The organism is Bacillus sp. FSL K6-0993, assembly GCF_037977205.1.
Classification (GTDB): domain Bacteria; phylum Bacillota; class Bacilli; order Bacillales; family Bacillaceae; genus Bacillus; species Bacillus subtilis.
Map to the genome: position 1 here is coordinate 3,510,237 of NZ_CP150275.1, position 12,861 is coordinate 3,523,097.

Consider the following 12,861-nt stretch of genomic DNA (forward strand, 5'->3'; position numbering starts at 1 on the left):
TTGGCTCTATTTTACAAATCATAGTCAAAGAGATAACGGAACCTTAATCATAATAAATGTCCCAAGACCTATTTTCGAATCTATTGTCATCGTTCCTTCCAATAAATCTACTCTTTCTTTCATGCCCAGCAAGCCGAATGATTTGTTTTTCTTCTCTTTCGCTTCCTTCAGGTCGAACCCTTTACCGTTATCTTTTATCATTAAAATCACAAAATCCTTTGTGATCTCAACTTTGACTGTAATTTCTTCAGATTCAGAATGCTTTAGCGCATTAGACACAGCTTCCTGTGCGAGCCTGAAGAGCGCAACCTCAAACTGAGGCGCTAGCCTCTGATCCTCTGTTTCTCCAATGCACTGAAAATGTATTTTGACCTTCCCGTTATATTCCTCGGTTGTATATAGATATTTTCTTAAAGTTGGAATCAGGCCTAGGTCATCAAGGGCCATCGGTCTTAAATCATATATAATCCTTCTCACTTCGTAAAGGGCATTCCGAACATTTTGGCGTAGATTTTTAATTTCTTGGAATCCGTCCTCTGCGCCCCGGTCACGGAAAATCCGCTCGATTAATTCCGATCTCATCATAACATTCGCCAGCATTTGAGCGGGTCCGTCATGGATTTCTCTTGAGACTCTTTTTCGCTCTTCTTCCTGCGCCTCAATAATTCTTAAGCCGAAATCCTGTTTTGCCTGAGCATCAGCAAGAAGCAGTCCAACTTCGCGCAAATCCTGATTCAAGTAGTTGAGCACAACTGTAATTTGGCTTACTAATGATTCTGACCGCTCAATGATTTCCTGAAGCCCTAGCAATCTGCGCTCCAAATCGTCCCGCCGTTCGCGCAATTGCTTCTCACGCTGCTGGATCATCGTCAATTCTACCTGCAGCTTATGGGCTTTTTCATAAGCATTGCGGATCTCCTCTTCACTGAATCTATGAAAATTACGGCTGACCTCGGATAAACGGTTTCTCGCATGGCGGGTTTGCACTTCAAGTTTATCGCCAAGCTCGATCACTTCATACACCTGCTGTTTAATTTGTTTCAGTTCTTCGACCAGCTGTTCATACTGCTGGCGTGACTGCTCCCCAATTTGAAAAACCTCGTCCTTGCTCCCGTCAACGGTTTTCAGCATCTTCATCAAAATAGAATCCAGCACTTTGGAATCCATCTTTGTTTTATTCATAATTTCCCTCCGTCACGGCGTTGTCATATATTTTTATTATAAATGTAATTGATCTGCAAATTATGTCGAATTATAATGAAAGAATGCGTATATTCTAGAAAAAAACATTTTTATATACTACCTACTCTTTATGATACCAAAATACGCACAAAAATTCTAAAGACTGTACGAATTTGTATAGGCAGTCTTTTATGCTTAGCAGGAGGGTCAGCTAGCATGCTGCACAGCTATTTTACTGTGAAAGAAGCAGGAGAACACGAGATTGTTATAGAAAAATCGCGTTTTATCTGTCATTTAAGCCGTGTTTCTACCGAACAAGAGGCACAGGAATTTATACAGAAAATAAAGAAACAGCACTGGAATGCGACTCATAATTGCTCGGCTTATGTTATTGGCGAGAATGATCATATCCAAAAAGCCAATGATGACGGGGAACCAAGCGGTACAGCGGGAGTGCCGATGCTTGAGGTTTTAAAAAAACGTAGGCTGAAAGATACTTGCGCCGTCGTTACACGCTACTTCGGAGGCATTAAGCTTGGTGCTGGCGGATTAATTCGCGCTTATGGGAAATCAGTGTCTGAAGGATTAAATCATATAGGTGTTGTAGAACGGAAGCTTATGCGAATCATGCATACTTCTGCAGATTACACATGGCTTGGCAAGATTGAAAATGAATTAAGGGAGTCACAATTTCTGTTAAAGGAAATCCATTATTCAGAAAATGTTGAATTCGAAACATACGTCGAAGAAAAAGAAACAAACGCTTTTTCTGAATGGATGACAGAACTGACAAATGGAAAGAGTGATATTAAAGAGGGAGAGTTGACGTATCTTGAAAAAGCCGTCAATCACATAAAGGAGACTGAATAATGGCTGAACGCGTTAGAGTGCGTGTGCGAAAAAAGAAAAAGAGCAAACGCAGGAAAATTTTAAAAAGAATTATGTTATTGTTCGCCCTTGCACTATTGGTAGTTGTAGGACTTGGCGGGTATAAACTTTATAAAACCATTAACGCTGCGGATGAATCGTACGATGCCCTATCCCGCGGGAATAAATCAAATCTTCGCAACGAAGTTGTAGACATGAAGAAAAAACCGTTTTCTATTTTATTTATGGGAATAGAGGATTACGCGACTAAAGGACAAAAAGGGAGATCAGACTCTCTTATTGTTGTTACCCTGGATCCCAAAAATAAAACCATGAAAATGCTGAGCATTCCGCGTGACACACGTGTGCAATTAGCTGGTGACACAACCGGAAGCAAGACGAAGATCAATGCCGCTTACAGCAAAGGCGGTAAAGATGAAACAGTTGAAACTGTTGAAAACTTCTTGCAAATCCCGATTGATAAATATGTCACAGTTGATTTTGACGGATTTAAAGATGTGATTAATGAAGTCGGCGGTATTGATGTAGACGTGCCTTTCGATTTCGATGAAAAAAGTGATGTAGACGAAAGCAAACGGATTTACTTCAAAAAAGGCGAGATGCATTTAAACGGCGAAGAAGCCTTGGCATATGCCCGGATGAGAAAACAGGATAAACGCGGAGACTTTGGCCGTAATGACAGACAAAAACAAATCTTAAACGCGCTGATTGACCGAATGTCAAGTGCAAGCAACATTGCTAAAATTGATAAAATCGCAGAAAAAGCCAGCGAAAACGTTGAAACCAATATTCGCATTACTGAAGGTTTAGCGCTTCAGCAGATTTACAGCGGCTTTACCAGCAAAAAAATCGACACATTGAGTATTACAGGTTCTGATTTGTATTTAGGGCCTAACAACACATATTACTTTGAACCTGATGCTACAAATCTCGAGAAAGTCAGAAAAACGCTTCAAGAGCATTTAGATTATACTCCTGATACAAGCACTGGCACTTCCGGTACCGGAAATGCAACAGACGGGACTGACAGCTCAAGCAGTTCTGACAGCACTGGCACAACAACTGATGGGACGACGAGCGGAAGCAGCTATTCGAATGACAGCAGCACAAGCTCAAACAACAGTACAACGAATTCAACAACTGATTCATCCTATTAAAAAATGCCCGGTCCTTTTAGAGGATCGGGCATTTTTGCGCAGAAAAAAACTCCGGCACATAAGCCGGAATTTTTAATTCCTTTTCACCAGCCGTTTATAAAACTTTGTAAACGGCTTAAATTTTTCATTCACGAGTCCTGTCACTTCTGCTATGATTTGCATAAAAATAATTAAAATGAAGATAATAAACAAAGAAAGCCAAATTGTGGCACTTTTAAGTACAATCGCACTGATACTGAAAATAAATCCAATCAAATAAATAACTAAGACCGACATCCGATGTGAAAGGCCAAAGGCCATCAGTCTATGGTGAATATGCGACTTATCAGGCGCTGAAATCGGCTGTTTGTTTAATATTCTCCTGATGATAGCAAATGTTGTATCAAAAATCGGTACGCCTAATATAATAATCGGGATAACGATACTGAACAATGTGACACTTTTATACAGGCCTAATAATGAAAGAATCGAAATACTATACCCTAAAAAAAGTGATCCCGTATCTCCCATAAAGATTTTTGCCGGGTGGAAGTTGTAAAACAAAAAACCCAGCGTGCTGGCAATAACGACTAATGAGAGTGACAGAATGAGCACTTTTCCGCCGGATAGCGCCATGACAGCGATCGTGGACAGGCCGATAACAGAAAGACCGGCAGCAAGGCCATCCAATCCATCAATCAGGTTAATTGCGTTCGTGATGCCGACAATCCATAATACCGTCAGCGGATAAGCCATCCATCCTAACTCAAACCGTTCTGTTAAAAAAGGTACTGAGAAAAAATCCATTTTTAAGCCAGTGCTTACAATCATAATGGCTACACCTAATTGAATCAAAAACTTAACTTTTGCACTTAATTGATATTTATCGTCAAGAATACCTAACACAATGATGATGAATGCTCCGACTGTAATTGCCGTCATCCTTGTTTCTGTGTAAATACCGGATGCAAGCACGCCTGCAACCACCCCGATAAATATGGCCAGCCCGCCCATGCGGGGCATGATTTTGTCATGTACTTTTCGATTGCTGGGCTGGTCAACTGCACCTATTTTAATCGCAATCCTTTTTACGATTGGGGTTATGATTAAAACTGTCAGCAGCGAGACAATAAACGCAACAACAATGCGAATCATGCGTTCGTCAAGCATAAAGAAGTCTCCTTTGGAATTAAATGAAGTCTTTATTTATATAGAGAACCGTTCCTTCCATTATACCTTCTCCTTAGTTATTATAACAAGCTTCATCAAAAAGAAACACGTATAATCAAAAAACGCGCATCCCAATTTATAGGACTACGCATGTTTTTGAATCCCTGTATATTTCATAATTTGTCTAAATAAGCAATTCCAATCTTGAGTGCGAGCGATGTTTCGGCGCATTTCTTTATAGGTTTCGTCTCCGTTTTGTTCGAGAACTTTTTCACAAGCTGCTATAAAATCAATTGGATGATCACCTTCTACATATTCGTATACATACGGCTTTTGCATTTTTAAGGTTGACGGAAGATTAGAGCCGACGACAGGTTTTCCTGCCGCTAAAAATTCAAATAGTTTCAGCGGAAACACAGCTTGATTATACGATGATTTTTTATAAGGCATGATGCCAATGTCGATAAGCTCCATAAAATGCGGAACTTCTTTCGGATCTGCCGGGCCGGTCCATATGACATTTGGAAGCCTCAGCAGCTCTTGAAACGAAACGTCACCATTGGTGGCATCCGGGCCAACCCATAAAAATGTCCAATCAGGCTTTTGCAGGGCGGCTTCTTCAATCATTTTAAAATCGAGCTTCGGTTTAATTCCGCCGATAAAACCTAACACTGTTCCTTCTCTCCCCTGCAGTATACTGCGATCGGGAGCTTGTTTATTTGCAGAAAACAGCTCATACTCCACACCGTTTTCCACAGTATGAACCTTCTCTCGTCCTGCAGTCAGTTTTTTGTCTACTTCCTTGTGAAGATAATCTGATGAGCAGGTTATTGAATCTGCTCGTTGTATAATTCTCAGCTCTGCCGATTTAATGACTTTTCGCCGAAATTCAGACAGCAGATTTGACCGGCCGCTGATCGGCGCCGCCCATAAGTCACTGCAGTCATAAATGACCTGATCCCAAGGATACAGCGAAGACAGCAGCGGGAATCCGGGAAACGTGTACCATAAACAGCAGCGTTCACCGTTTGCAGAAGCTAATGTAAGCTCATCGAGTAATGGGGAGAGCTTATGTCTGTAAAAGACATCTGTATATCGTCCGAAACGAAACATTTTTTTCTGCAGCAGGTCTTTGACAGCGAATTGCCTGATGCCAGAATGGACTTCCTGAAACTCTTTCCCTTGGGCACGCGGAGCCGGACATACCCAAATAACTTCCTTCGTTTCCTCCTGAGCAGCTAAAAATTCTGCCAGCCGGTGCCTTCTGTATCTCAATTGGTCTTTTCCCCATTCAGCAGTGGCAACGATGACATGAATGATTGCTTCTTTTGTTTCCACCTTCATCACCTTTTCTCTCTGTTTGCGGCTATAATCTTTTTTTTACCGCGTTTTTTGCATATTGAACAAAACACCATGTTGCTTTCATAAAATGAAGCCGTTCGATCTCCCTGTAGACAAACCACGTTTTTTTCGCAGCCTTCCATTTGTTGCTGGAAATTGAGTTATTGACAAGCCGATATTCAGCCAGGCATTCATTCATTCCATAGGCAGTAAATCCTTTTTTTAAAAGAGACAGCCATGTGGCTAAGTCCTGTCTCGTTCTGATATTCGGCATTTGGATCTGTCCCGTTTGCTCCCTGTCAATCATCACCGTCAAGCAGCCGATAATTGTATTTTTCAGGGCGTCATCGTACGTCAGGCTTTCCGGCGCATGAATAAATTTATCGAGCGGGGTCCCGTCCTGCGCCATTAAGCTGTAGCCCGTGAAAGAAAACGCACAGGAGCGCTCCATCATAAACTCAAGCTGCTTTTTCAGTTTGTCTTTTTTCCATTTGTCATCACTGTCCAAAAATGCTACGTAGCGCCCTTGAGCGCGTTCCAACGCTTTGTTGCGAGCAACCGCAGCTCCGGAGTTCTCTTCCAAATACACCACATGAATTCTTTCGTCTATTTTTTCATACTGCTGTAAAATGTCGCGGGTCCCATCCGTTGAGCAATCATCCACGATAATCATTTCCCAATGAGGATGGCTCTGATCTAATACCGAATGAACCGTGTCTTCAATATAGTCACACGCATTATAGGAAGGTGTAATGACAGATACGAGAGGTTTCCAATTGGTCATGATCACATCTCCATCGTATGATTTTAAAAGGATTCCCTGAAAAATTCAGGAATGACAACGAACATAAAGGCAATCGTAAGGCCAATCATAACGCCGAGAACTGCTTTCTTTTTCGGAGACATTCCGCCGCCTGCTGTCTCACTTACGGTTTCGGAATCAGTAACACTTGCCGCTTTCAGGTTAAGCTGTGTGTTTTTGAGCTCATACAAAAATCTCTCTTTATCCACTTTGGAATCCTCGCTCACCGACTCGCCTTCAAGCGCGTCTATGCTGCTGCGGATGACGGCTTCTCTTTCTGCATACAGCTTTTGATCGTTTTTGAGAAAGGTGGAGGAAATGGCGTTTAAGATAGATTCCGTTCTATCCTTATCCTCGTCGCTATAGCTTAAAGTCAGTAACGATTTGGATTCCGTTTTGATGGTAAGCTTCTCTTTGATTTCTGCTACATCTTCATCCTTTTCATCAGGAAGCGCCTCCTTCAAAAAAGAGTCGCTCTTTAGCAGAAGCGGAATCTCTTCTGTGCTGTTATAAACCGGATGATCATAGCTCCCCACAGCCAAAGTATCTTCAGCTGTATAGCTCTTTTGATCAGCGATCTGTGACGGCAGGATATACCCCGCCGCACCTAATATAATTGGCACCGCTATGATCCAAATGATATTTTTTTTTATGCGACGGGCTATTCTTATCAATATATCGTTCATATAAGTCTCCCTGCTTTTTGTAGTCTGTTTATCTGTACATCGGCTCAGGCATTTGTCTGGACCGCCTTAACACATTCACGGCGGCGATGACGAGCGCCATAAACACCCAATGGAAAAATAAATTTGAAACAGAGCTTGGGCTGATACTTGATACCAGGAAACTGACCATAGCGGTAATAAGTCCTTCTGTGATCAGTTTTGACTGATTTTCTAATTTTCTTTCATAAAACTTGTAAAGCACCCATATGAGGTAGGCATAAACGGACAGATATCCCAGCATGATGAACAAGCCAAAATTAGCAAGAATTTCAACAAGCCAGTTATGCACCTCTGCCACATTGTCAGTATCATATACAGCATAATGCTCAAGATAATAGGATACATTTCCTGCTCCGACTCCGAATCCGTATGAATCAAGAAAAAAATGCCAAGCGTTTTTCAGCAGATTTGCCCGAGCCACATTTGATGGAAGCCTGTCATGAAATGAATGCAGCGTCTGCGGGGCCAGAAACAGCTCCCAAAACTTTGAATAGATTTTGCTGGCGAAAAGAACTGCGAAAAGAGCAATTCCTGCCGCCGACAGCCATATAGCCATTTTCTTTAAAACAGGCGGCAATACAATGAAAATGTAGACAGCAATACCTGCAAAAATCCCCAGAAGGCTGGCTCTTGAACCAGTGGCAAAAATTAAATACAACGCACAGAGCGAGAGCACAAGGCCAATTGCCTTGATGTATCCATTCTTAATGTTTTTCATCATCGTGATGTAAAAAAAGAAGCTGATGGATAAAAAGGTCGCAAAGTCATTTTGATTAAAAAAGACCGATGTCGGATAATGCTGCTTATACTCCGGTCCGCTGTACAATGTGGAACTCGCAAGATGATGGTGGGTGATATGATTGTAAAAACCAATGATCATCAGAAATACCGTCATCACCAGCCAAATGGCATAAACAATCATCAGCCGCTCCATTTTTTGCACGTACATGACAATAAGATAAATGAAGAAAATTCCCATTGCCAATAAGGCTAAATACTTGAGGCCAACTGTTACCGACTTGGCCCACAGCAGAGAAACAAGGCCATATATAAGCCAAAAGGCGAAAAAGAGCAATATCCCTTTTACTTGCAGCCCATGCCATCTTTCAATATGGGTTCGATTCCGAACCATGCCGAAAATATGAAGGCAACCCGCTGCAATGAGCAGAAGCCGGTAAAGGAACAAACTGAAAAATCCAAGATGAATAGCGAAAAATGCATTATTTAAAAAAGTGCAGCCGATCAAAATATAGATTACAGCCATAAAGAGCCGTTCTCTTGTTGTAAATGCGGTTGCAAGCGTCAGTAAAAACAGGCCAATTGCCAACACCGCAAGCACAGCAGCCATCTGCATGAAACCTATATCTTTATGGATGGCTCCCAGCAATAGGACGACTCCAAATATAGCAGCGGCCAGTAACGCTAGCGTATGGACCGCTGATCGTTTGATACTCACATGTTTAACCCCTTTCCTGATGTTTCAGGAGCCGGCGGCCGAGCCTAGCAGCCGGCAGCTTCAACCAAGTAACACTTTTTCTTTTTATAAATTGACGCTTCCCAAGTCTTTAGCCAATTCTTCAAGCGGCAAGCCCGGAAAATACTTGTCAGAGGGTTCCGTTCCCCGAACAGCGGGACGGCCGATAGAGTGATAAATGTATCCGGCTGCCTGCATCTCTTCAAGTGAAAATAAATTTCTGCCGTCGATGATGACTGGCTGTTTTAAGAGGGTTTTCACTTTTACAAGTTCCATTTCTTTCACTTCCGGCCAATCCGTTAAAATCAGGCATGCATCAGTGTCCTCAATCGCAGCATACACATCTGTGTAATACTCGACCTGTTCGCCAAGGATCGCTGAAGCTTCAGGAATAGCAATCGGATCGTATGCTTTTACATGGGCGCCCAGCTGCTGCAGCATTGGGATAATATCAAGCGCTGGAGCTGATCTCACATCGTTCGTATTCGGTTTGAAGGCTAATCCCAGGACTGAAATAGTTCTCCCTTTGACGCTTCCCATAACAGTCAAAAGTTTATCTACAATATGAACACGCTGCTTTTCGTTCGTTTCAATGACAGCTTCGATGAGCTTGAATGGATAGCCTGCCGATTTTGCGATTTGAAGCAACGCGGTTGTATCCTTTGGAAAACATGAACCGCCGAATCCTATACCCGCTTTAAGGAACTTTCTGCCGATACGGCTGTCAAGACCAACACCATCAGCAACTTTTGAAACGTCTGCGCCGACTCGCTCACAAATGTTTGCGATATCGTTGATAAAGGAAATCTTTGTCGCCAGAAATGCATTCGCGGCGTATTTAATCATTTCTGCACTTTCTAGGTTTGTTTTAATGACAGGAGCATGGAATGGCTGATGAAGTTCCTCAATGATGGCAGCGGCTTTATGACTTGTTGAACCAATCACAGCACGCTCCATATTCATCGTGTCATGAATCGCTGACCCTTCCCGAAGGAATTCAGGGTTAGATACAACATCAAATGAGTATCTCCCCTTTGAGGCTTTTTGAACGATAGATTGCACCAGTTTCCCTGTTCCAACCGGGACTGTGCTTTTATTTACGATCACTTTGTAGCCGTTAAGATGCTCACCGATTGTTTTCGCCGCCGCTTTGACGTACGTTAAATCAGCTTCACCTGTTTTGGACATAGGCGTTCCGACTGCAATATAAATAATATCTGAGGCCTGAATGGCGGACGGGATATCGTTCGTAAAGGTCAGGCGCTGATCCAGCACATTTTTTTCAACTAAGTCTGCAAGCCCTGGTTCATAGATTGGGATTACCCCATTTTTCAGACTTCTGATTTTTGATTCATCGATATCACAGCAAACAACTTTATTGCCGATCTCCGCAAAGCAAGTGCCTGATACGAGTCCTACATAACCTGTTCCAATGACAGCTATTTTTTTCACAGCGCTCATCCCTCTCCTGTAAAATGATCTTCCTATTTATATTGGTCGCAGTGTCTTACGATTAAACGGACGTTTTCGTGACCGTCTGATACTGATGATGCAAAGCCTTGGCGTTTTTTCCTGCGTCAAATTGAGCCTGCACGGTTTCATACAAGTCATCTGCTACTTCCGGCTTCCATATTTGCTCATGTTCGTACCGAGTGATCGCTTCCGCCAAGGCTTGAGCGGATTTCGGTTTAATCAGCAGATGTTGGTGCTTTCCGAATAAAGACGACACTCCGCCAACATCCGTACAGATAACAGGAACCCTTAGCGCCAGCGCCTCAATCACAACAGTCGGCATCCCCTCACTGTAAGAAGGAAGCACGAATAGATCTGCCGCAAGTAAATAGTCTCTTACATGATGATTCGGCACTTGGCCTGTGACGATATGCCCCTTCTGCGTCAGCGTCGATTTTGCGGGACCATCCCCGACAAAGACTGCCTGAGGTGGGTCCTGCAGCGATTCGATCGCTTCAGACAGTTCAAAAATGCCTTTCTCTCTGACCAGCCGGCCGACATAGACAGCCAGACGCTGATCAAGCGGGAGTCCGAGTCTTTCTCTGATTTCCTCTTTCGTCTCCTCATTCTCCTGAAAACGGCTGAGCTGTATGCCAATTGGCAAAACCGAGCTGTCAAAGCCCGAAAGCTTTTTGGCTTCTTCCTGAAGCTTGTGGCTGACTGCTAAAACAACTGACGCAGAACCTACGGCACGCTTGAAGGCTTTAAACGCTCCTTTGCTATAATGCGGATAGACATTCACATCACTTCCATGCAAGGTCAGGATATAAGGAATTTGCGCTGACTCTGACACGACTGCCGCAGCCCCGCCCGATGGCATGGCAAAATGAGCATGGATCAGATCCGGATATAGGTCGCGCTGTTTCATTGTTTTTAAAACGGCTGATGCGATTCTCCGATGAGGCTGCGCCCACTTCAGCTGGCCGGGAACTGCCCGATAGAAAGGCCGGTAAACCGGTATCCCTTTTCTAATCTCATACTCCGGTCTGGCATCCTTTTTTCGATATGTCTTTTTCAGCATGCGGACAGGTGCTGAATGAAAAGGCCGTGGGCATATCACAGTGATATCAAGCCCGAGTTTTTGCAGCTCTTGCACCTGTGTCTCATGAAACACACCCTCTCCGGGTTTCATACTGCTCGGATATACGCTTGTGATCCACAAAATCTTCATGACAAACGCCCTTTTCTTAGTAGTTTGTTTTTCGTTTGAGGGTACGCTTTTACCAAAAGAAAGAGATAGCACAGCGCCCCGGCCGCAACTGAAATGGCCAGCCGCATTTCTGCCTGCATACTGAAGTGTTCGGTACTGAGGCTTACACCAAACGCGATGATGCCCATCGCCGCAGTAATCAGAAATGGCTTCATAATCGACTGGAAATAAGCTGAAAGGTTAAGCTTGATGACATATGCCAGGAGCCAGCGCCCGATCAGGAAATTAACAACGCTGATAATGGCATACACCCATGCGACTGTCAGCAGACTTCCCGTCTGTACAGCTGCAAACAGTGATAATCCGTACAGCAGCAGTACGCCGGAATCCCAATAAAACGCTAAGTCAGCTCTTCCTTTTGCCAGCAGTACAGATCCATTTGGATTCATGAGCACTCTTAGTATCCCGACAATGGCCAGAACATTCAGGATCGGAACAGCAGCAAGCCACTTTTCTCCGAAAACCGCTGTGATAAAGGCGTCTGACACAGACACGAGCCCGATTAACAGCGGAAACGAAACAAGCGCCAGCATTTTTGTCATATTCAGAAAGCCTTCTCTGATCACGCTGTTTTCATATTTGTTTTTTGCGAAAACAGGGAATGCCACCCGTGTGACAATCGGATTGATCTTCAAAACCGGAATGGTGACAATCTGATAAGCGAGGTTATAAATCCCCAATGCTTCAGCACCAATAAACCGGCCGATCAAAATCATGTCGATATTTGCTCCCAGTCTGTTCACAAGACGGGATGAAAGCTGAAAGGCTCCAAAAGAAAAGAAATCCTTCATGCCTCTCAAATCAAAAACAAAAGCAGGATGCCACTTTTTTCGGTATACAGCCCAATATAAAATCCCTTTACTGGACTGCAGCAGGACTTGAGAAATCACGTACGCCAAAATCGCATCCATCATAAAAACCGCTATCGCTAAATATCCGAATGACAATACATTTGAAAAAATCTCTATTTTGCTTAACGTATTAAAGTGCAGCTGCTTTTGCAGCATATACTGATATTGCTGTCCAATTGGCGCGATCAAAAACATAATCGCCAGAATCCGAACCAGAAACACCAGCTCTTCTCTTTGATAAAATCCCGCAATGACAGGACTGCTCACATATAAAAGAACAAACAGCAAAACGCCCGTCATAATGTTAAGCCAATACAATGTTGACAGCTGGCACTCCGTCGCGTCGTCTCTCTGAATTAATGCTGCACCAAAACCCATATCGAGCACAATCTGGGCGAAAACTGTAACCGTTGTGATCATGCCGACAAGCCCAAATTCTGTTAAGGTCATCATATTTCCAAGCAGGGCAAACTGAACAATTTGGATGATTGTAATACACATAGTTGAAATACTTGTCCACTTTGCACCGCTCATGATTTGTTTTGTAATACTTGGCATCATATTCCCTAC

The 12,861-nt window shown here is 43.2% G+C and carries 11 protein-coding genes; 2 read left to right on the forward strand and 9 right to left on the reverse strand.

Annotated elements, in window-relative coordinates; all coding sequences use genetic code 11:
• Window positions 1–24: 24 nt before the first annotated feature.
• Complete coding sequence (gene degS, locus MHH79_RS18235; RefSeq protein ID WP_003227983.1) at window positions 25–1,182, reverse strand: two-component sensor histidine kinase DegS; 1,158 nt, start codon at window positions 1,180–1,182, stop codon at window positions 25–27.
• Window positions 1,183–1,398: 216 nt separating this feature from the next.
• Here degS and MHH79_RS18240 point away from each other — a divergent pair, with 216 nt between their 5' ends.
• Both MHH79_RS18240 and tagV read left to right on the forward strand, forming a co-directional pair.
• Entirely contained in the window at window positions 1,399–2,052 is a 654-nt protein-coding gene (locus tag MHH79_RS18240) for a YigZ family protein (protein ID WP_003227979.1), read from the forward strand.
• A complete protein-coding gene (gene tagV / locus MHH79_RS18245; RefSeq protein WP_047183275.1) occupies window positions 2,052–3,227 on the forward strand; it encodes a polyisoprenyl-teichoic acid--peptidoglycan teichoic acid transferase TagV in 1,176 nt (391 codons plus the stop codon). The genes MHH79_RS18240 and tagV overlap by 1 nt, the downstream gene beginning before the upstream one ends.
• A gap of 72 nt (window positions 3,228–3,299) precedes the next feature.
• Here tagV and MHH79_RS18250 read toward each other — a convergent pair whose 3' ends face one another.
• The 8 genes from MHH79_RS18250 to MHH79_RS18285 all read right to left on the reverse strand — a co-directional run bounded on the left by MHH79_RS18250 (window position 3,300) and on the right by MHH79_RS18285 (window position 12,849).
• A complete protein-coding gene (locus MHH79_RS18250; RefSeq protein WP_003227975.1) occupies window positions 3,300–4,376 on the reverse strand; it encodes an MraY family glycosyltransferase in 1,077 nt (358 codons plus the stop codon).
• A 144-nt stretch (window positions 4,377–4,520) separates the two neighbouring features.
• The gene (locus MHH79_RS18255; protein WP_309530304.1) at window positions 4,521–5,714 is read right to left on the reverse strand and encodes a glycosyltransferase family 1 protein; all 1,194 of its coding nucleotides are present in this window, start codon (window positions 5,712–5,714) and stop codon (window positions 4,521–4,523) included.
• A 28-nt stretch (window positions 5,715–5,742) separates the two neighbouring features.
• Window positions 5,743–6,501 (reverse strand): glycosyltransferase family 2 protein, encoded by a 759-nt coding sequence (locus MHH79_RS18260; RefSeq protein ID WP_340034793.1) that lies wholly within the window; start codon window positions 6,499–6,501, stop codon window positions 5,743–5,745.
• Between the two features lie 23 nt (window positions 6,502–6,524).
• Window positions 6,525–7,205, reverse strand: a complete 681-nt coding sequence (locus MHH79_RS18265; protein WP_063334751.1) for a Wzz/FepE/Etk N-terminal domain-containing protein — start codon at window positions 7,203–7,205, stop codon at window positions 6,525–6,527.
• 28 nt (window positions 7,206–7,233) lie between these two features.
• Complete coding sequence (gene tuaE, locus MHH79_RS18270; RefSeq protein ID WP_063334752.1) at window positions 7,234–8,700, reverse strand: teichuronic acid biosynthesis protein TuaE; 1,467 nt, start codon at window positions 8,698–8,700, stop codon at window positions 7,234–7,236.
• Between the two features lie 84 nt (window positions 8,701–8,784).
• Window positions 8,785–10,170, reverse strand: coding sequence for a UDP-glucose 6-dehydrogenase TuaD (gene tuaD / locus MHH79_RS18275; RefSeq protein ID WP_080467274.1), 1,386 nt, complete (start codon window positions 10,168–10,170; stop codon window positions 8,785–8,787).
• 61 nt (window positions 10,171–10,231) lie between these two features.
• The gene (locus MHH79_RS18280) at window positions 10,232–11,401 is read right to left on the reverse strand and encodes a glycosyltransferase family 4 protein (protein ID WP_015483770.1); all 1,170 of its coding nucleotides are present in this window, start codon (window positions 11,399–11,401) and stop codon (window positions 10,232–10,234) included.
• On the reverse strand, window positions 11,398–12,849 hold the full coding sequence (locus MHH79_RS18285; RefSeq protein ID WP_063334916.1) for an MOP flippase family protein: 1,452 nt from the start codon (window positions 12,847–12,849) through the stop codon (window positions 11,398–11,400). Before MHH79_RS18285 ends, MHH79_RS18280 begins: the two co-directional genes overlap by 4 nt.
• Between the last annotated feature and the right edge of the window lie 12 nt (window positions 12,850–12,861).